A 21147-nucleotide genomic window follows, 5' to 3' on the forward strand; every position below is an offset into this window, starting at 1 on the left:
AAAAAGAGAGTGAATCTTCAGGCAAAAGCGGCTTTATAGTGCAAAGCCGCTTAATCTTGGCGAAGACAGCAAAAGCTCATCGCTTGTTACACCAGCACCTCGCCCTTCTCGCCACCTTATCTGAATACCCGCTTCAAATGCTTTGTACTCAACCGCAAATGCTTTTCCTATATACCCAGCCACAATCCAGTTGTGATTGATTCGATACTGACCTTCAGCCATAAAATTTCCGCTTAAACCCGTATCTGAGCTTTCACCAAGGGTCGCGTTCTCGTCTGCCGTAGGAAATGCACCTCCAATCGGAAAGCGCAGATCATCGTCTTGTTCAACACGTGAAAGCGCAAGTGAACTTCGAAGTTTAACTTGCCAGTTTAGCGCCTCAAGCGTTAACAGCTCTGAATAACCCCCGATGCTGACAAACTGACTGGGGCTAAAGTAGCCACCATTACCGACCGTAAAACCGCTTAGATTTTTATCATAGCTTGTATAGCTCAAGAATGGCCCTACACGCCAATAATCAAGCATGGGAGATATCATGGTAGCAATATCGTAACTCACATCACCCCGTAGAGAGAACGCGCTATTATCGGCAACCTGCTCGCCTTCTAAGCGACTAACCTGAGCAGTACCTGCAACAGACCAGTCGTCGGCCACTGCATGCGCTACTAACCCTCTTATGCCACTTTCTATCACGTATCCCCAAGGTTTCGCATGATCAGCATTGAAGGTTCCGGTTTGGCTTAATAAGCTGTCTTCTTTTGACTTTCTAAATAAGGTTGCAGCTACCGTTGTACTGGTAAGAAATTTGGTTGCAGATATCTGCCCCGTTACTTTAGCGCCAACGGGTTGATCGAACATGGCATATTCAAGGTTTGCATAAAAATTGAAATCAGCTGCCTGATATTGTGCTTCGGCGCGAATCCCCTTATCTTCAAAGCCACTTATTCCCGAAAATGCTCCACTCAATTGGTTGTTACCAAACCAGTCGCCAACTTGAGGGCGACCGCTGTAGAATTGCTTGTAGTCGAGTGATACTTGCCAAAGCCAGTTTTCATAACCGCTGCCAATACCAATATATTGCGACAGAACATCGAAATTACCGAGCCCCTCACTTCCGCTTCGACTGCGAGTATTAATACCGTAGACTGCACTTAGGCCATCTTTAGATTGTGCTGTAACTCCCCGCGCATCCCGATTTTGATAGGCTAGCCAAAACTGTTTTCTGGGCCAGGCGTTACGTGTGGTGCGTTCTTGCAATATGCTTTTTACCGCACTGTATCTCAGCGCCAATCGGTTCAGTGTGGCTTCGTCGTCTTGATTAATTGTAACCAATTCATTGGCAATTACCGCATCGGTTGGCGTCTTCGCGAGCACTCGCTCGAACGCTGTGGTGGCGGTTGTGGTGTCTTGTATCTCTTTAGCAGCCCACCCAATTAGTGCTTGCTCATCTACACTTAACGGTCTCAAGCGGGCGAGTGCTTCGCCTGACTCAATACTTTGCTTGTAGCGCCGTGTATCGTAAAACTGAGCCTGTCGGCTAGCCAGATCATCAGCACAGCGTCGAATGAAAACCTCAGTATTGATACTACATGCTAGGTCGAACGCGCTTTGCTTTGCCGTGTCGCTGCTTTGCGCGCTAAGTGACAAATACCTGCCTTCATTATCGTTCACCAAACTAAATAGCGCTTCGGCAAAGTCGTAATTTTTCAAGTCGTATTGTTGCCATGCCGCGCCCTGCAGCACTTCTTTCACGTAGCCGCTGTTATCAGATTTGAGAAATTGCTCCAGCGTTGTCGTATCGCGCAAAGACAATGCCTGCTGTAGCTTAATACCAGTGACACTGTTAAGGCCTTGTTGAGCGGATTGTTTATCGATATCCCGAACTGCCGATTGTTGGGCCTGAGAGAACTGCTGCGTTGCCATTTCTAACATGCCTTTATCAATGGCGGTCCAACCCATAAGCAAGTAAAAATCAGTACGCTTAATTTGATTGCTCAATGCAATAAGCGTTTCTACTTTTTGCTTCGGCGTATTTGCTCTGGCTTTCGGCGTTAACTGAGCAAATTGTTCGAGCGGGAGGGCTTTAGAAGCGGGCTTATTAGGCTGCTTTTTTAAAGCCTGAAGCGATTCTCTTGGCGCTGACACTACAGGCTTGATAGTACCTTTTAAGCGGCCGTTTATTCTATTTAGTTCGGTTTCGACTTCTTGTGGCACCTGCCACGTAGGGTAACGAGCTTTTAAGCGCGTAAACTCTTCATTGGCTTGCTGAATCTGTCGCTCATTAATATGGTACCAAAGCCCTGTTAAATCCGGCTGATCTTGTTGTGCAGGTAATATACCCAGATCTTTTTCTTTGTACGTTGTTTTAGCTTGTCCGTATGCCTGCACCGACACAAGTGACGTGGCCAAAGCGCCTAGTGCCAGATACAAAGACGTGCGAGTAAACCGAGTTTTCACGATGCGTTATCCAAAACTGCTAGCATAGAAAGCAGCGTTAAACTTGACGAGTAATAATCCATGTTTCGATTGATCTCAGGCCACTCTGGCCTTTGCTTTTCTTCTGATTTCATCAAGCGGTTTACCGCCATCTGCACTGAACGCATTCCCTTAGACATTTCGTACTCAGCTGTTTCCTCGTTTAACAGGTTGATGGTAGCTGGCGTAGGCGTTATCGCCCACCATGCATAGTAGGGAGAAAGTAGCTTCTCAGTTAATCTAGCGTTTTGGCGAAAACGTGGGGACCATGCTAGCTGAAGCGGTATACGGATCGCATTAAAACCAAACTCAGGCGATATCACATTATCTAAACTTAACGCACCAATCTTACTGTTATCGGACTCAGCACTATTAGGGGTGAAACGCACCCAATCACTGGGCAATTGGTAGGTAGAAAACTGCATATTCGACAGCAAGATCAAGCCCGACTCGAACAGGCTTTCCCAACGTGACGGAGTATCCGACAGCGAAGACAGGTCAGTTATGGCGGGAAAAACCCAATAGGACAGATTTAGCTGAAGGCTGCTATTTCCTGTTTGGTCAGATGCAAATCCGTATTCCCCTGGCAAGAGCACTACACTGTTATTATTCACCACCAGAAGTTTCTGCTCTACAGCACGTACAATATTCCTGGCGGCCTCCTCATACTTACTAACGCCCCACTTTTCACTTGCACGCAATAATGCCCAGGCAATAAGAATCTCACCATCAGAGGCATTATTAGGGTCATCGATACAAGAAGATGAATTATCCACACAAGGTCGGTAGCGCCAGCTAAAGAGCCCGTCTTCGCGCATGAGCGTACGTTGGGTCCAGTTCCATAATGCATCAAAGGTGTCTTTGTCGTTGGCGGCGACGGCAAAGAGCATACCGTAGCCTTGCCCTTCGCTGTGAGACACATCATCATTTCCTGTGTCTACCACGCGCCCGCCGTCAACAAACAATGCCTTATATGCTATGTACTGAGACTTGAATTCGCTATCTTCCTTGGTAGAGCACGACGCCAACAGGAACAAAAAGCCTATCACTAGCGTCGCTTTTGTTGCGTAATGCAGCTTTACCATGAGTCTTGCACTTGTTTATTTCTGCGTTTAAGCAACAGGTAAATAAGTAGGCTTACAACAAATACAACCAATATAAAGCCTATTAACCAATACCACGGGTTGTTAGACAGCCATAGTCGTAAATGCAGCCAGCTGTCGTCGGCTTCACCCACTTCATATTTATCGCTTACCTGCATGATGAGTGATGGCGAAAGACCATCTTTCCATGCGAAGAAATCCCCTGCCATCTGCCCCCACATCGACAAACTAACCAGATCCTCGACTCTAGCTTGAAGAAGTTCCGGCGTCTGCGCTGCAACAATGAACAAGGTATCGGTTTGTGATGAAACAGGGTGTGCCTGTGCAGTAAGTACTGCTTGCTCACCTAAGTCACTTTCTTGAACGGTATGACCGTCTATGCGCATTTCTTTGAAAGACTGATCGTCAGTCAGGTTTCTTACGCGATTGTACAGATTGTTCTGTAACCGATAAGACCAGCGTTTCGTTGCCTCAATGGTCGTACTGAATTCAGACTGCTCAATATTCGTTAAGCTTTCAGGGGTACCTAGAACAATCACAGAACCTTCGGTTGTAATGTCGTTTCCAGTTGCTATTTTCACGTTCAATAAAGGCACTTGGGCTACTTGCGCTAATTTCGCTGAAAGAGTTAACGCTGTATCTAAATAGTCATCTGACGGAATAGCAATGGTTGACGATGGTGCTGACTTAAAGCGCGCAAACGGGTAAGCCGTTTCTGAAAGCAAGACGAGATTAGGTTGAACTGCCACGTTTCCTGCATCAGGTAGTTTTATAGCCGAAGAATCATCAAGCTGGAACACGAGGTGGGAACCAGGAATATCATCACAAGGCACACCTGCTAACGGCGCTCTCATGGTTACCGCAAAGTCTAAATTATTCGTCCCGCCTTTGAAGAACCGTGCAGGTATTCTTAGCTGATAGTCTCGGTAGGATTGTCCGTTAATATTATTAAGAGACAAACCGTGTACAAGTTCGTCATTCACGCTTACATTCATAACCGAACCTGGCCCAAAACCTGCGCCATACCCGAAGTCTAAGAGCAAGCTCACGCTCGCGTTTTCAGGTACATAAAAATCTGCAGGCAATCTGAATGACACCCGTTTGGTGAAGTTCCCCTCATCCCTAAACTGCGTGGTCGCCACACCAAAGTCTTGGAATGTGTAGTGATTGTCTGGGTTCAGAATGCGATGACGCTGCAGCGTTTCCGCCTGCATTTGTGACTGTGAAAGTACGGTGACTTGTGAAATAGGGTTAATCGCATCGTCCATTACCGCCAAAGCTTTCGCTGCCTCAAGTACTTCACCTTGCGTAGTACCGCTGACAATAAGGCGGTAGCTAGCCGGTACAATCACGTTGCTGTCCTTAACGAACGCTGGTGTGCGCTGTGCTTTTAGAAACGCGCCATCAATATCGTTAATCACTTCGTCAGATAACACCGGTGATAACGCGTCGACTGTACCAACTAGAATATGAACAGGCTGTTTTTGCTTGGCTTTGAGATACCATGCAGAACGCTCGTAGCGAGCAACATTTTGGTCGTTCCAAAAACTATTTTCTGTGTCTTCTAGCTGGGGCAAAACGTAACCATCATCAAAGCTGTCATGCTCGATAATAAGCGGCTGATATTGATTCCTAAGAGACAGTGCTTGAGCAACAATGGGAAGTGTCTGATATTTAATTTGATCATCAGCTTCTCGCGCCGTGTAAAGCTGAACGTTTCGCTGTCCGCCAATTCCTGGATTAAAGAATCCGCTCAGCTCATCTAACGTGAAGCGCTTTTCATTCACCGACGTCGCAATTTTTAGCGTTGAGTTGTATGCATTAATTTCGCTCCACAATTCAGGCGCACTGCCGTCAACACATTGCTCGGCATAGTGCTGACTTACCGCTAGTGTCAGAGAGTTAAACCCGGTTCGCCACAATGAAGTAGGGATCGCAATTTCAGATACAAGAGAAGGTCTGTCTGGGTCGAACGCAATCTGTCCAATGGTCGCATTATTAAATCTCACATACAGCTGAGAACGTTTTTTGATTAACGCCTGCGAGCTGACCACTTCTAATGTAAGTAGCGCGCTGTCCACATCAGTTACTGAACTAAGGGGAATTGGAATATCAATGGAGGCAGATTTTCCCTGCAAGCGCACGGTACTTTCACCGCCAAAAAAGTCGGTTAATCGATACGTGTCAGTTTGCGCCGCTAGGGTAAAAGGCATGCACAAACATATGATGAACATAAGAAATTTTTTTATCATTGATTTTCCTTTGCCGGTTTAGCAAGCAAACCTAATTTCCCGGCGAATTTCCCCATTAATACAAGCATATGCAATAAAACAGGCTTTAACCCAACTTTCAACACATGTTTTGCGCCGAACCAATATGAGATAGCTCTTGTTCTTCTTCGTTGAAACGACATCCAGCGCAAACTATCACACAGTGAATAGGCGACGACTTCGTTTTCTTGTTCTTCGGTTTGAGGCATAAAGCGTACTCGAAGAATTTTTGACCTATTGTCGTAATGCAGAACGCTAATTGGCAAATGAACGTTCTTATTCAGTGCGTGACTCCACGATGTGAGCGTGGCATTTTCAGGTACTAACGCTCCCTCACCTTTCAAGCGTAACCGAGCTCCACCTAGCGAAAGATCGACCAAATCTCCAACCCAAGCTTCATTGCTTGTAGTCTTAATAACGACACTGTTGGTAGCTGGTAGACGTGCCTGGCTACGCACCTGTTTCCGCTCTAATAACACACTAAGAACAGACAACAATAGAATCAAATTAAATACATTCCACAACATGACCACCACAGTAAGTTCGCGTGTAAGAGGCTCTGTTATGAACTTATAGACGCCGCTCCCTAATGCGAATGTGATTACCAATATTAGCCAGTAAAACACGCTCGATAGTGGCGATACAAAGGTTCTGTCAAGACTCTCTCCTTTTGGTGTTACAACAAATGAAGGTGCCCGCGGCTTTAAGAAAACCTTGATTAATGCGTTTAGCGTAAATGCGCACTGTAGTATTTCATATAACTCTGACACTAAGGGCCATCGGGTTCGCCCAAAGAGCATGGTGGATATCATGTATGTGGCAATAACGTGAGGCAGGGTGAAGGCAAAAATTTCCAGCATCGATGCATGGTAAACCTGAAGCCCAAAGACCAAATACGCCAGTGGCATAAGCAAAAAGATGATGCGAGCAAACGGGAACAGCCAAAACATGATTGAACTCATGTAGCCCACTCGCTGATACCATTTTAGTCCTTGCGCTTTAAAAGGCTTTTTGAGTAGTAAAATTTGCGTCATGCCTTGTGCCCAGCGCATACGCTGCTTAATAAACGCATCAAACGTTTCTGGCGCAAGGCCGCTTACCATAGGTCTGTCCACATATACAGACTCGTAGCCCATTTTGTGAAGATCTAACGCGGTTTCTGCATCTTCAGTGATAGAGTCGCCGGAAATGCCCCCCACCAAATCGAGGTGCTTTCTTCTCATCAATGCGGCTGATCCACAGAAGAAGGAACTCCCCCAGTAGTCTAAGCCTTTCTGTATAGTGCCGTAAAACATGTCGTTTTCTGAAGGCATGCGAGTAAACGCAGAGAAGTAGTTACGCTCAACAGGATCTGGGTTAGCCATAAAATGAGGGGTTTGAACGAGAAAGACCTTCTCGTTTTTAAGCATCCACGGCACGGTTCTATCAAGAAAATCCGAAGTAGGAACATGGTCAGCATCCAAGATAACAATCAAATCACCCGTGGTATTTTGTATTGCACTGTTCACATTACCCGCCTTGGCAAACTCATTTTTTGCTCGAGTGTGATAGGTAATATCCAAACGTTTGCACAGTGCTTGCAAATCTTGTCGCCGCTGTTTTGCAGTGGCCGCTGACACAGGGTTTTCAGCGTTAATTTTCTGGTCGGTTCCGCCATCGTCAAGCAAATGAATACGAAGCTTTTCTTTAGGGTAATCGAGCATTTTTGCAGCGCGGATAGTGACTTCTAATATCCCTTCATCTTCGTTATAACTCGGGATCATGACGTCTACGCTGGGCAGAGTTGATTTATCTACCCCTTCTAGGGACAAAAGCGGTCGACTGAGCGGAAACGCGTTAACGATCGCCCCTAACACTGAAGTGATCCCCGCATAAATTTCAGCGCCAAATAATAGCCAGACGGCAATCATTGAAAGAAAATCTGAGTAGGTTAGCGTGTAAATACCACGCCACAGCAAATACCTGACGCTAAGCGCAATGGCTAGCACCAGAGCTAAAATGCGGAATAAATGCTGGTATTTTTGCGTGTGCCGCGCTTCTTTGCTGCACAAGGATATTGCGATGAGGATAACGATTGAAGAGAGAAGCTGCCCCAATGCATCCATGGGTGCCAGCAGTAGCCCCCCAAGAATAAAGGATGCTACTAACAGGACAATAATGAACTGAGAGGTGTAGTGTTGCCTACGAGTCTGCGAATAGTCCAAGTTTGCGATCCAATACGTGTATTTGCGTTACACTTGCATAGTTCGCCCTGTTAATTAACGTAATTTTACCGTCCGACATTTCAATCTCGTGATTACTTTTATAAAACAAACGAGAAATGTCATCTCTCTGCTTTTTATTGCTTTTAGACGCTAACAACCACGCCGGATACGTTGCCATTCCAAATGCAGCTACAACAATAAGGCCATAGAACAATACTGGCGACATTGTTGGCGCTATGTACAGGGAAAATAAAAACATAGCCATACTTGCAACGGTAAATATACCAGTAATTTTGCGAAAACGTATAACTTTCATAAGTTTATTTTCTGCATCAAGCAGCATCGAAAGACGCTTCTTCCACAGCTGCTCTGTCTCTAAACTCGTGCGTTCTTCAACCAGTTGAGGTTTTTTAAAAGCAGGATTGGTATTTTTAAACTGTTGAGCAAGCGCAAACACGTTTACCGCAGCGCCTTCATTAATAGCGCTCTGAAACGATTGTTCAAGCGTAGGTGATTGGTCAAATTGTTGTGAGTTATCTACTAATTTCACTGCGCACACTCCCCTCATTACTACACACTGAGTCTACTTCCGTACATTCAGAGGAAAAATTGCTGAAACCATACTTACTGATTAATAACGATACGCTTACATACGCAAATTGATATTGAACTTTAGCTCATTGAACTTTGGTATAAGTCATGTAGGGCAAGGCCTACAAGGGTGTGAAGACTATATGAAAAGCCATATAGCAGGTAACGTAAGTCGCAGAAAAGCAGCCCGACTAAACGGGATTAACGTGGGCAAATTAGACTAATTGATAAGGTGAGTTTTATTGCTAAAGCGTTAGGGCTTGCGCAGCTTACTTAAAATACTGATCAAGTTACTTACATTAAATACCGTTCCAAAAATACTGCCCACGGAAATGGCATATAACAGCCCCAAAGTTTCAGCAACAAGAAAAACCTTTCTAATAGTGTGCGTATTGCGGATAACCAAAGATCCCACTGTAAAAATAAGTGAAGACGCATAGGCAATGAAGATTATCCAGCTGTGCTCTAGCACAAACCACTCATAAGCGAGGAAGCCTAGATTCACCGCAACAAAGAAAAATAAAATGGCATTGCTTCTATGTTTAATGGCAATAAAGTTACGAACGCTGGCAAGCAGTGTTCCAATGCCTGCGGCCATGGCATCTAGCATAAAAAAATGCATGCTAAGTGCACTTAAGGCAAACGCAGAAATAAGCAAATACTTGTCTACGTTAGTTTGGCGATACCCAATAAAATTTAAAACAACGGCTATTGCGCCAAAGCCTTCTGCAACTATGTTCATTAATATAAGCTCATTAAAATTTAAGGTAGAAAGGCTGACAAAGGGCTTTGTATTCACTGGTATATTCGCCCTTTTGATCCCTAATTATCAGCTCATTTTTGATTGCATTTTTCGCTATTAAGCTCGGCCATTCCCGATGTGCAGTAACGTTTTTAAGATTATCACTTGCGCCCTCCATTACTTTTTTAAAGTGGAACGCGCAAAGATAAGGCGATTTGTTAGATGTATGCTTTACATAAAGAATATCTGCCAGCGATAGGCCATAACCTTCAGCCGTTTCGATAACTGAGGCTTCCATCGACGCTGGGTACACACAGTACATTTGCCCTTGTTCTATTAACAACTTGCTGCTTGCACTAAAAAGTTCATCTGGGCCCAATGCAGACGTTTGCCTTGCCACCGAGCGAGATTGGCTTTGCTTGCTGTACGCATTTGAAAGTGTAGCTGGCGTGTTAAAGTAAGGTGGATTAGAAATCACTAGGTCATACAAGTGGGGGGAGGTGTAGCCAGTTACATCACAGCAGTAAATAAACAGCTGTTTGGCCCATTTTGCATTTTTAAAGTTGGTAGCGGCCTGCGCTGCGGCTTGCTCATCTATTTCTATCGCGTCAATTCTGGCTGCGCCATTATCGAACGAGCTGATGTCAATTGAACTGCTTTGAACATTCTGCTCTTCACCGTTCGGATTGCAAAAGTGCGCTGCTTTTTGGGCCATCATCAACGCTAAAATGCCACTGCCGGTGCCGATATCCAAGATGCGTGGGGCATGGCTGAGGTTTGCGCGAAACTGTGCCCAACTTCCTAAAATCAGACTGTCGGTATTCACTTTCATCGCGCATTTGTCCTGTGCTACGGTGAATTGTTTACAGCGGAACATAAGGAAGTCGTATTACCTAGTGCGTTAAAAGGCGCGCATTCTATATCAAGTCGGGTTGTGCTTCACGTTAAGGTTGTGACATTTACTGTGAGCGCTTATTTCCAGCGCTGCAGCGACATCATATTTCTGGCAACGTCAACGGCATGAACGGGTCGGTATTTCTTTAACGGGCCTTTCATTATGCTTTGCCATATGGGCGCCGTTTTCTGCGCTATATCTTCTAGCGTCCGCGACTCGTCGCGATTGCCTAACAATAACGAAGGGCGTACGGCAGAGGCATGGGGTAACTGAGGCATTCGCATAATCGCGTTTTCTAGCTCGCCTTTTACTCGTAAATAAAAGTTACTGCTTTTAGCATCAGCGCCTACCGATGATATCCATACAAAACTGTCCGCGCGCTGAGCTCGGGTCAGCTGTGCGGCAACATGAACATATTCAAAATCAACGCGGCGAAACGCTTGTTTCGATCCCGCCTTTTTAAGCGTGGTGCCCAGACAACAGTACACATGATTTACGCTAAAGTAGCCTTGATAGTCCTGTAGATTGTCGAAGTCGATAACTACAGGTTTTAGGCGATTGTGAGGGTCGTTAAACATACTGGAGGAGAGCGGTTTTCTGACTAAGCAGGTTACCTCATTGTACCGTCTATCCTGTAACAGCATATTTACAAGCGTTCGTCCCACTAAACCTGTCGCTCCTAGCACCATTGCGGATTTCATATGTCGCACCTTGTATCATAAATTGATATAACTACAATCAAACCTTCGACAGTCAAATATGCAGATAAAAATGAAAAAAGCCCTTTTAATTGGAGCCGCTATGCTCTCTACTGCTTTAAACGCTGAAACGCTCACTATTGAGCGTATTTTCTCTTCTCCTTCACTCGATGGCAACGCACCCCGTTCGTTAAAAGTATCACCTGACGGTCAACGAGTAACATTTCTTAAAGGTAAGCAAACCGACTACGAGCGCCTAGATCTATGGGAATACCATATTGAAAGTGGCCAAACTCGCATGCTTTTCGACTCAAACGACCTACAAAGCGGCGAAGAAGTGCTTTCTGATGAAGAGAAAGCGCGACGCGAGCGTATGCGTTTATCTGGCAGCGGTATTGTAAGCTACCAGTGGTCGGACGATGGTAAAGCATTACTTTTCCCATTAGGTGGCGATGTGTTTTATCACAAGCTGGGCGAAAAAGGGGCGAAGCAACTTTTAGATACTGACGCTTTTGAAACTGATATTAAATTATCACCAAAAGGTAACTACATTTCCTTCATTCGCGACCAGAACCTTTATGTAAAACACATTGAATCGGGTAAAGAAACGGCAATTACCAAAGAAGGTGGCGACAACATTAAATTTGGTATGGCCGAATTTGTGGCGCAAGAAGAAATGGGCCGTATGACCGGATACTGGTGGTCGCCAGATGAGACTAAAATTGCCTTTACCAAGGTTGATGAAAGCCCGGTAGATGTGATCACGCGTTCTGAAATCTATGCTGACGACATCAAGCTTATCGAACAAAAATACCCGAAAGCGGGCACGCCAAACGTCTTGGTGGAACTTGCTATTCAAGACATCAACTCTGGCGATCGCACTTGGGTTGATTTAGGTGAAGATAAAGACATTTATTTTGCTCGCGGTAAGTGGATGCCAAACAACACCACCTTCACATACCAATGGCAGACACGGGATCAGCAGACGTTAGAGCTGCGTGCGTTCGACCTTAACAGCAAAAAAGAAAACGTGCTGCTTACAGAAACAAGCGATACCTGGGTAAATCTGCATAACGACCTTTACTTCCTAAAAGACAAAGGCCAATTTATTTGGGCGTCTGAGCGCGACGGTTTTAAACACCTTTACCTTTTCGACAATAAAGGCAAGCTTGTTAAGCAGTTAACCAAAGGTGACTGGGTTGTAGACAGTGTTGAAGCTATTGATACTGCAAACAACCGTTTGTACTTCTCTGGCCGCAAAGACACCCCACTAGAAAGCCATGTTTACAGCGTGCCTTTAGATGGCGGCGAAATTTCGCGTATCACTGAACTAGGCGCATACCATAGCGCGGCATTCAGCAAAGATGCCTCTATCTTTATCGACCGTTTTTCAACGATTAACTCTCCTGCACAAGTTAGCCTAAATAGCGCTACTGGCGAGCGAATTACCTGGCTTGAAGAAAATAAAGTTGAAGAAGGCCACCCTCTGCACGCTTACATGGATAGCTGGACGGCACCTGAGTTTGGTGACATCACCACAAAGGATGGCGCAACCCTTAAATATCGAATTTACACGCCTGACAGTGCCAAGCAAAACCCTAAACAGAAGCACCCTGTTATTGTTTACCTTTACGGCGGCCCGCACGCACAGGTTGTAACAAACAGCTGGGCGGGTAACCGTGGCTTGCTTTTCCAACACTGGGTTGATCAAGGCTATGTGGTATTTACGCTAGATAACCGCGGTTCTAACTATCGCGGTAAAGGCTTTGAAGATCCTATTTATAAAAAAATGGGCTTTATTGAAGTGGACGATCAGGTTGCAGGCGTAGAGTTCTTGCGTACGCTTGACTACGTTGACGCTGAGCGTATTGGTGTTCATGGCCACAGCTATGGCGGCTACATGACGCTGATGACCATGTTCAAAGCGGGCGATTACTTTGCTGCGGGCGTGTCAGGTGCTCCGGTAACTGACTGGCGCTTATACGATACCCACTACACTGAACGCTACATGGGCAACCCAAATACAGATGATGATGCTTACACTGCGTCTTCAGTATTCCCTTACGCAAAAGATCTGAAGGGTGACCTTTTGATTTACCACGGCATGGCAGATGACAACGTGTTGTTTACCCACTCGACCATGCTATACAAGCATCTTCAAGACTTGGCAATTCCATTTGAAACTATGGATTACCCGGGCAAGAAGCACAGCATTCGAGGCAAGCAAACGGGCATTCATTTATACAAAACTATTACTAACTTCTTTAACCGTAACTTGAAAGACTAATACGGTTAGAGCCTAGGGCCTGTTGATCTCTACTGTACATCCAAGCTCGACAAGCCCTAGAAAGTAGTAAAAAGCAAAAAGCGATGCTTATGAAGGCATCGCTTTTTTGTTTGGTCAGTTTAATTAACGCTTATTTTGTACATGTTTGCGTTGTAGCGCTTTGTGCACTTGCAGGGTGATTAGACTTTCTTTACTTGCTACTTGCTACTTGCTACTTGCTACTTGCTACTTCAAAGCATCAATCAAATATGACAAATGCAGAAACTAGCTAAACATCTGGGTTGCTAGGTTTTGCTGTACCGCCTGAGCAGACGATGCACTTAGTTCAATCTCAATAGGATCGGCTTTGCCCGACAGCCAAATTTTAAGCTCGGCGTCAGTATCAAAATGCCCTGCCGTCTCAACGATAAACTGCGTGATAGATTTATAAGGAATGGAGTGATAGTTCACTTTGCGCCCGGTAAGGCCTTGCTTATCTATAAGGATTAGGCGCTTGTTGGTGAATACACTTAAATCGCGCACTAGCTTAAACGCAGAGGTAACGGTTTCGTTAGCAGCAAGTATAGGCGTAAGCTCTTCTTGAACATCTGAAGCGCTAGTCTCGCTTGCATTCCCCATGATGGTATCAAATAAACCCATGACATTTCCTTTTAAGCAGAGGCAAGTTTAACTCGCCATTGAACTCTATGCGCCAGTGGCTTGGGTTTATCTAAAGCAAAGCCTTGACCGAAATCTACTTTAAGATCTCGTAAAACCTCGGCGGTCGCGTTATCGACCACAAACTCGGCCACGGTCTGTTTACCCATACTGTGCGCAATATTATTTATCGCTGTTACTGTAGCATGATCGATAGGATCGTGAACGATATTTCGCACAAAGGAGCCGTCGATCTTAACGTAATCAACATCTAGGTTTTTCAGGTAGGTGAACGAGGACATACCAGCACCAAAGTCGTCTAAGGCAAAGCTACACCCCAAAATCGCGTAGTGTAGAAATGAAATGTTTAGCAGCGCTTAAGTTAGTTACCGCTGTTGTTTCTGTAATCTCAAAACAAATTTTCTCAGCAGGTACAGAAGTACTTTGCATACGCTTGGCAATCTTATGCAGCGCTTGAATACGTTCGCTTGAGAAAACTTCAAGACTAATTTTTACCTGCTCGGCAACCGACTGCGCTTTAGAAATACGTGCTGCGCGTTCATCGTTTTGAATAAAAACACCAGCAGAAACAAATAAAAAGGTGAGAAAAAGAAACAAAACCGTAGGTAAGGCGTAAATACGATGGTTGTGTTTGCTTAACATGTGCCTGTCTCCGGTAACTAGCGCCGGTATACTAAAGTAGAAGTATTAAAGAAATATGAATTGTCTTATGTGGTATAGGCTCTGGCGTTATCTAATAGTATCTGGCACTGTAAGGCTTCCGATTTTCTTTTAGTGCGTAAAGGCCCTTGTCGGCGCTACCCCATAAAAAAACCAAAATGAAAAGAGCGTTACTTAATGAGTATTTCCCCAAATTTCGAAGACATTAAACAAGCCTATGAACGTATAAAAGGCGACGTAAAGAAAACGCCAATTGTTGAATCTTCGTTGCTCAACAAATGGATGGGCAACCGCATTCTGTTTAAAGCGGAGTGCTTACAGACCATCGGGGCATTCAAAATTCGCGGCGCTATGAATTTTTTAGCCCGCTTGAAAGAGGAAGGCCGTTTACCGAAGCATGTGGTCGCCAATAGTTCTGGAAATCATGCTCAGGCAGTAGCCTATGCAGCGTCTCACTTTGGAATTAAGGCCACTATTTTTGCGAGCGAGACCATTTCGCCAATAAAAGCTGCCGCTACGCAAAGCTATGGTGCTGAATTAAAACTATTTCCTACCCGTCCAGAAGCAGATGCGGCTGTCGAGCAAGCCTCAAAAGCACCAGACACGGTCTGGATACCGCCGTTTAACCACAAAGATATTGTGGCAGGACAAGGCACGGCAACGTTAGAAGCGCTTAACGAAATTGGTGAGGTGGATGCTATCTTTGCGCCGTGTGGTGGCGGAGGGTTATTGTCGGGCTCATTACTGGCAACTCGCGCACTACAGCCAAATGCATTGGTCATTGGCGCTGAGCCCGCCGAAGCGAATGATGCCTCTATGTCGTTGCAAGCTGGTGAGATCATTGCTTTAGACTATGCTCCAAATACCTTAGCAGACGGTGCAGCCACGCCTTCTGTTGGCGATGTAACGTTTCCTATACTGCAAGAAATAGATGATTTCTACGAAGTAGATGAGCTGCAAATTGCTTATTGGACCCAATGGCTACATCATTTACTAAAGCTTCATATTGAGCCCACGTGCGCGATGACCATGGCTGCAGTAGCGGCTTGGGCTGCCAACACTCCACCTGGGCAAACCGCTCTTGTTATATTGAGTGGTGGCAACATTAGCCAGTCGAGTATGGCTAAAATTTGGGGGAGAGATTTTTTGCTGCAGCCTCCCATTCTTGACCTTGATGACGAAGACGAAGACGAAGACGAATTTGAAGACACCGAGCGTGTCGAGGCATAGCGTTGCGTTAGTGCGTAGCTATTGAAACTCGAGCAGCTCGGTATAAAAACTAAAAAAACAAAAAATAAAACAGAAATAAAAAAGGCAGAAACTCACATGAACTCTACATTGTCGGCACTGACATTTAAAAAGCACTCGCTTTCAAAATTGCTAAGCGCTACGTTTGCAACAGCGGCAACGTTAGGCGCTATAACCACCACGCTTACGGTGGATGCTGCAACGCTTGTTGAGAACGTAAAAGGCTATACGTTAAATGAAAGTGGCAAACTCATTACGTTTAAAAACCTTGTCGTTGATGAAGGCAAAGTGGTTGCATTAGATATCGACAAAGGCAATACGCCTGTCGACAGCACCATTGATGGCAAAGGCAAAGTTATGCTACCCGGGCTTATCGACGCTCACGGGCATTTGCTGGGCTTAGGCGCAAACTTGTTGGAAGTCGATTTGCGAGAAAGTAGCAGTGCACAAGACGCGGCCAAGACAGTTGCCGAATACGCATTTGCGAATGGACAACAAGCTTGGATTACCGGGCGCGGTTGGAACCAGGAATTGTGGTCTGACAGAGCGTTTCCAACAGCGGCTGATCTAGATAAAGTCATTTCTGACCGACCTGTGGCGCTAGCTCGTGTAGACAGCCACGCTACCTGGGTGAACAGTAAAGCGATGGAAATCGCGGGTATAACTAAAAACACCCAATCGCCCGCAGGGGGCGAAATCATTAAGGACGCTGACGGTAATCCTACCGGTGTTTTCATTGATAATGCATCTCAATTAATTGAAGCGCATTTGCCTAAAGCAAGCAGCGCTATTTACGAGCAACAATTACATGCAGCAGGTGAGCACTTACTAGCAAATGGCGTTACGTCAATGCACGATGCTGGCGTAGGCAGAGACGTTTACGATTTCTATTTAAAAGAATCGGTAGAAGGTGACTTGCCCGTGCGTATTTATGCCATGGTGAGTGCTACAGATCCTGATCTCAGCACCATGCTGGGCAATGGTACTATTCGCGACCAAGACGACTTTTTATATATTCGTTCGGTAAAAGCCTATGGCGACGGTGCACTAGGTAGCCGAGGCGCAGCATTGCTTGAACCTTATTCAGATGCACCGCATCAACATGGTTTGCTGTTAACTCAACCAGAAGATATGACCCAACTGTTTACTACGGTAATTGGTGCGGGCTTCCAGCTTAACTACCATGCCATTGGTGATAAGGCTAACCATGTTGCACTGAACGAGTTTGAAACCACGTTTAAGAGTATTGGCGGCAGCGAACTGCGCAACCGCATTGAGCATGCACAGGTGATTGCGCCTGACGACCTAGCCCGCTTTGCTTCGCTGAAGGTCTTACCTTCCATGCAGCCTACTCACGCCACCAGCGATAAGAACATGGCGGAAGATCGCCTTGGCAAAGATCGTATGAAAGGCGCTTACGCGTGGAAAACGCTACTCGATTCGGGCATTGCACTGCCCTTAGGCTCTGATTTCCCTGTTGAGCTTGCTAACCCATTTTACGGGCTTCACGCTGCGGTTACGCGACAAGACAGAAACAATCAACCCGTAAAAGGTTGGTATGCCCACGAAGCGTTAACCATTGAACAAGCCTTTAAAGGGTTTACATTAGATGCTGCCTACGCAGGGCACATGGAAGATACCTTGGGCACACTGACGCCAGGAAAATGGGCAGACTTTATCTTGGTCGACCAAGATATTTTTACCATTGATGCCAAAGACATTTGGAAAACCGAAGTACACGCAACTTATGTGGCTGGAGAAGAAGTTTTTTCTAAATGAGTAGCGAAAACAAAAGCCTGTTAACCAAAGGGATTGGCGGCATTGGCGCTGCCCTTTTGGTGTTAAATGGCCTTATTGGGGCGGGCATTTTTGCTCTGCCCGCTAAAATGGCGCTGAGCTCGGCGCTTTCAGCCCTTACATCTTTTTGATTTTTGGCGCGCTAATGCTGGCCATTGTGTGGTGTTTTGGGCAGCTAGCGACGCTGTACCAAGAAACCGGTGGACCTGTGGTGTACGCCCAGAAAGGCTTTGGCGACGCAGCGGCGTTCCAAACTGGCTTTATTTACTACTTGGCTCGCGCAACGGCGATTGCCGCCAACATGCACGTGTTATTACTGTATGCCGGCTATGTGTGGCCCGAACTGAATGCGGGAATAGGCAAGTCATTCGCTATTATCGCGCTTACCACAGCACTAATCGTAGTGAATATTGTCGGCCTTAAGGCAGCCATGCGTTCACTTGATACTATCTCGGTGCTAAAACTGCTGCCTTTCGTGGCGCTTATTGCGGTTGGTTACTGGCAGCTCGATTTTTCTACTGCGCTAGCACGTTCTTCGGAAACCGTTGTGCCAGCATTTGACACCATATCTGCCGGTGCCCTACTTACGCTTTACGCCTTTATTGGTTTTGAAACGGTAGTGGTCACAAGCGGCGAGACCAGTTCGCCGAAAAAGACCATACCTCGGGCTTTAATGCTTACGGTTTCAGGTATTGCCATATTTTACTTTTGCGTACAGTGGCTTTATTGGCACACAGTAGGGCCTGCAGAGCCGGATAGTGCACCGCTTATCGCACTCGCCAATATGATATTTGGCGAAACTGGGGCGCTTATAATGACGCTAACCGCCGTGGTGTCGGTTGCCGGTAACTTACTGGCAAATATGATTTCTACATCTCGTCTGACGTTCTCTATGGCGCAGCAGTCACTTATTCCAGGTAAACTCGGACAGAAGTTAGGCGAGATTCATGCGTCCTTTGCTACCCCAGCTGTTTCCATATCAATACTGGGAATATTTGCAGGAGCTATGGCACTTAGCGGTAGCTTTGTGTGGCTGGCTATTTCAAGCGTGCTTGCCCGGCTTGTGGTTTACGCCGTGTGTGTAGTGGTGCTGATGAAAGCTCAGCGCGCGCCTTTACAGAGAGCACTTTTACAGGGGGCTCGCTTGCAGGGGACTCACTTGAAGGGGACTTCCTTGCAGAGCGCTTCTTCACAAAGCAGCTTTCAGCCCGACACTTCTGAAAAAAATGCTTATTTCAACGGCTCTGCAAGCGCATTAGCCAGCCCTGTAAACCTGTTTCGACGTCTGATACCCTTTGTAGCACTAGCGGTTTGCGCATGGTCTATTGCACAGTCGTCAACCAACGCATGGCTATTTTTACTGGGTGAATTGGTAGTTGGCGCACTGCTCTATTTTGCTCAAAGCAACAAAATATCAAAAGGTTAAACCGTGGAAATTCAAGTTATACCCGTCACGCCCTTTGCCCAAAACTGTTCTTTAATTTGGGACTCATCCACTAACAAAGGCGCGTTTGTCGACCCAGGCGGCGACGTTGAAACGTTAATTGAAGCTGCATCGAATAAAGGCGTGAGTATAGAGAAAATTATACTCACTCATGGGCACTTAGATCATGTAGGCGGTACTGTCGCCATAGCAGAACATTATGGTGTACCCATTGTTGGGCCGCATATTGGCGACAAATTCTGGTTAGATGCACTTATGCAGCAAAGCCAGATGTTTGGCTTTCCACCGGCCCAACCTTTTGCTCCCAATGAGTGGTTAAACGACAACGATACAATTTCAGTGGGCAATTTAACGCTAGAAGTGCTGCATTGCCCGGGTCATACGCCTGGACATGTGGTACTGGTAGAACGCTCAAGCAATCGGGTTATTGTAGGGGATGTCATTTTCGCAGGCTCTATTGGTAGAACTGATTTTCCGCAAGGAAACCATCAGCAATTAATCGACTCGATTAAGCAGAAGATTATGGTGCTGCCGGATGATATGACGATTTACCCGGGTCACGGGCCAACCACAACGGTTGCGACCGAAAAGGCCACGAATCCTTATGTATCTGGCAGGTTCGGTTAGCCTAATTAAAAATAAAAAGGCGAGGTACGTTTAAGTGCTATTAACGCCCTCGCCTTCTTGCTTATTTATCGCCTGCTACATACAAGCTTGAAGCGATAAGTAACAGACCTTACCAACTAATGCTTATTCTGCCGCGTAGCCTTCCCGACGCGCTTGCTGCGCAGGTTCCTGGGCTATCTGAAAACGCGTAGAGTTTTATTTCGGGTTCGGGTTCGGTAGCAAAAGTAGCAAGCGGATCTACAAAAGCGAAGAGTAAAACTGATGATGGTAGAACATTGAAAGCCGTCATCAAGCATCTAGGGCTTATTAATCACCCTGATACAATGCACTACTTGCAGCGCTATTTTAACGATTGCGGAGAAGCTGAGTTAGCTAACATTAATCCAAATAAGCTGACTCATGCCGGCTACATCAACCAACTTTCGCAAATGCTACTGCCGGTAAGCGAAGGGTTGGAATACACCGTGCAGCCCACCCGCTACCAAGCAGTGAAACAAGCCATCACCCAAGTATTGGGCACAATGGGGTCAGAGTCTGAGGTATCCCCACAATTCGTGATTAGTCGTGAAGCGATGGGTCTGGTGCAACCATCTCGGCTTCTTTTTTGTGTTCAGGCACATCCACTTTACCCGAGGCTATGACTTCGCCCTCATGCCACAATTTCCACTCACCACGTTCATAAATATCCCACTGTTCGTCGTTAGTTAGCGGTTCGGTAGCAATAATACTCACTACATCTTTTGGCGTGGTTTCAGCTGCAAAATCGATTTCCACCTCTACATCACTCAAACAAGCGGGGCCAAAAGGTGCTCTACGGGTAATGCTAGCTAACTTTGTACTACAGAACGTAAATAGCCAGTCGCCATTGCTCAGCAAGCAATTGAATACACCTTGCTGAGCGTACTCCTTTGCAAGTGAAACTAGCGTTTCAGCTAACTGCTCAGGCATAGCGTCTCGCGGAAGGTTTTGCCTAACATTATTCATAATATCGCAGAAAAGCTCTTCGCTATCAGTATCCCCAACTGCCTCGTAAATACCCGTCCGGCGCGAAAAGTTGGGTAGTTGCCCGTTGTGCGCAAATACCCAATATCGCCCCCACAGTTCGCGAGTAAAGGGATGCGTGTTAGCTAAGTTAATGTTACCCACATTAGCTTGACGAATATGGCAAATCGCATTCTTGCTTTTTATAGGCAACTTCGAAACAAAGTCAGCAATGGGTGATGTAGCGCAAGGCTCGGGATCGTGAAACATACGCACGCCCTTCCCTTCATAAAAAGCAACGCCCCAGCCGTCTTTATGCGGCCCTGTTTCACCTCCTCGGCGAGTTAATCCAGTAAAGCTAAAACACAAATCTGTTGGGGTATTGGCACTCATGCCTAGGAGTTCACACACGTTAATTCACGACCTCTAACAATATTTGTGTTCAGCATAATAAAGGGCTGGCGCTAG

18 protein-coding genes are annotated in these 21147 nt (G+C 45.9%); 6 read left to right on the forward strand and 12 right to left on the reverse strand.

Annotation, left to right across the window (positions count from 1 at the left end):
* Positions 1 to 33: 33 nt before the first annotated feature.
* From MHM87_RS17145 to MHM87_RS17180, 8 genes are all read right to left on the reverse strand, one after another.
* Positions 34 to 2457 carry a cellulose synthase subunit BcsC-related outer membrane protein gene (locus MHM87_RS17145; protein WP_239260351.1) on the reverse strand — a complete coding sequence of 808 codons (2424 nt, stop codon included), beginning with the start codon at positions 2455 to 2457 and terminating at the stop codon, positions 34 to 36.
* Positions 2454 to 3560 (reverse strand): glycosyl hydrolase family 8, encoded by a 1107-nt coding sequence (locus MHM87_RS17150; protein WP_239260353.1) that lies wholly within the window; start codon positions 3558 to 3560, stop codon positions 2454 to 2456. Before MHM87_RS17150 ends, MHM87_RS17145 begins: the two co-directional genes overlap by 4 nt.
* Positions 3554 to 5830 carry a cellulose biosynthesis cyclic di-GMP-binding regulatory protein BcsB gene (locus tag MHM87_RS17155; RefSeq protein WP_239260355.1) on the reverse strand — a complete coding sequence of 759 codons (2277 nt, stop codon included), beginning with the start codon at positions 5828 to 5830 and terminating at the stop codon, positions 3554 to 3556. Before MHM87_RS17155 ends, MHM87_RS17150 begins: the two co-directional genes overlap by 7 nt.
* Entirely contained in the window at positions 5827 to 8052 is a 2226-nt protein-coding gene (bcsA, locus tag MHM87_RS17160) for a UDP-forming cellulose synthase catalytic subunit (protein WP_239260357.1), read from the reverse strand. Before bcsA ends, MHM87_RS17155 begins: the two co-directional genes overlap by 4 nt.
* Entirely contained in the window at positions 8030 to 8602 is a 573-nt protein-coding gene (locus tag MHM87_RS17165; protein WP_049588722.1) for a hypothetical protein, read from the reverse strand. The genes bcsA and MHM87_RS17165 overlap by 23 nt, the downstream gene beginning before the upstream one ends.
* Before the next feature lie 294 nt (positions 8603 to 8896).
* The gene (locus MHM87_RS17170) at positions 8897 to 9385 is read right to left on the reverse strand and encodes a YgjV family protein (RefSeq protein ID WP_049588721.1); all 489 of its coding nucleotides are present in this window, start codon (positions 9383 to 9385) and stop codon (positions 8897 to 8899) included.
* Positions 9386 to 9398: 13 nt separating this feature from the next.
* On the reverse strand, positions 9399 to 10217 hold the full coding sequence (locus MHM87_RS17175) for a methyltransferase (protein WP_049588720.1): 819 nt from the start codon (positions 10215 to 10217) through the stop codon (positions 9399 to 9401).
* A gap of 140 nt (positions 10218 to 10357) precedes the next feature.
* A complete protein-coding gene (locus MHM87_RS17180; RefSeq protein ID WP_014950755.1) occupies positions 10358 to 10981 on the reverse strand; it encodes an NAD(P)H-binding protein in 624 nt (207 codons plus the stop codon).
* Between the two features lie 70 nt (positions 10982 to 11051).
* On the opposite strand from MHM87_RS17180, the gene MHM87_RS17185 reads away from it, so the two are divergent.
* Entirely contained in the window at positions 11052 to 13265 is a 2214-nt protein-coding gene (locus tag MHM87_RS17185; RefSeq protein WP_239260359.1) for a S9 family peptidase, read from the forward strand.
* Between the two features lie 264 nt (positions 13266 to 13529).
* Here the strand turns inward: MHM87_RS17185 and MHM87_RS17190 are convergent, their stop codons facing one another.
* The 3 genes from MHM87_RS17190 to MHM87_RS17200 are packed head-to-tail and all read right to left on the reverse strand — an operon-like array spanning position 13530 to position 14564.
* Entirely contained in the window at positions 13530 to 13904 is a 375-nt protein-coding gene (locus MHM87_RS17190; RefSeq protein ID WP_014950757.1) for a PH domain-containing protein, read from the reverse strand.
* A gap of 11 nt (positions 13905 to 13915) precedes the next feature.
* Complete coding sequence (locus tag MHM87_RS17195; protein WP_239260361.1) at positions 13916 to 14203, reverse strand: EAL domain-containing protein; 288 nt, start codon at positions 14201 to 14203, stop codon at positions 13916 to 13918.
* A gap of 28 nt (positions 14204 to 14231) precedes the next feature.
* On the reverse strand, positions 14232 to 14564 hold the full coding sequence (locus tag MHM87_RS17200) for a hypothetical protein (RefSeq protein ID WP_239260363.1): 333 nt from the start codon (positions 14562 to 14564) through the stop codon (positions 14232 to 14234).
* 195 nt (positions 14565 to 14759) lie between these two features.
* Here MHM87_RS17200 and MHM87_RS17205 point away from each other — a divergent pair, with 195 nt between their 5' ends.
* The 5 genes from MHM87_RS17205 (at position 14760) to MHM87_RS17225 (ending at position 19698) form a co-directional block, all read left to right on the forward strand.
* Entirely contained in the window at positions 14760 to 15812 is a 1053-nt protein-coding gene (locus MHM87_RS17205) for a serine/threonine dehydratase (RefSeq protein ID WP_049588717.1), read from the forward strand.
* Positions 15813 to 15908: 96 nt separating this feature from the next.
* Positions 15909 to 17609 (forward strand): amidohydrolase, encoded by a 1701-nt coding sequence (locus MHM87_RS17210; RefSeq protein WP_049588738.1) that lies wholly within the window; start codon positions 15909 to 15911, stop codon positions 17607 to 17609.
* Positions 17606 to 17758: a hypothetical protein gene (locus tag MHM87_RS17215; RefSeq protein WP_239260365.1), complete on the forward strand. Its 153-nt coding sequence runs from the start codon at positions 17606 to 17608 to the stop codon at positions 17756 to 17758. Before MHM87_RS17210 ends, MHM87_RS17215 begins: the two co-directional genes overlap by 4 nt.
* Positions 17759 to 17772: 14 nt before the next feature.
* Positions 17773 to 19053, forward strand: a complete 1281-nt coding sequence (locus tag MHM87_RS17220; RefSeq protein WP_239260367.1) for an APC family permease — start codon at positions 17773 to 17775, stop codon at positions 19051 to 19053.
* A 3-nt stretch (positions 19054 to 19056) separates the two neighbouring features.
* Positions 19057 to 19698 carry an MBL fold metallo-hydrolase gene (locus tag MHM87_RS17225; protein ID WP_101565913.1) on the forward strand — a complete coding sequence of 214 codons (642 nt, stop codon included), beginning with the start codon at positions 19057 to 19059 and terminating at the stop codon, positions 19696 to 19698.
* Between the two features lie 558 nt (positions 19699 to 20256).
* Here the strand turns inward: MHM87_RS17225 and MHM87_RS17230 are convergent.
* Entirely contained in the window at positions 20257 to 21090 is an 834-nt protein-coding gene (locus tag MHM87_RS17230) for a class II glutamine amidotransferase (RefSeq protein ID WP_061095897.1), read from the reverse strand.
* Between the last annotated feature and the right edge of the window lie 57 nt (positions 21091 to 21147).

This window comes from Alteromonas sp. Cnat3-28 (assembly GCF_022348265.1).
In the GTDB taxonomy this organism is placed as follows: Bacteria; Pseudomonadota; Gammaproteobacteria; order Enterobacterales; family Alteromonadaceae; genus Alteromonas; species Alteromonas macleodii.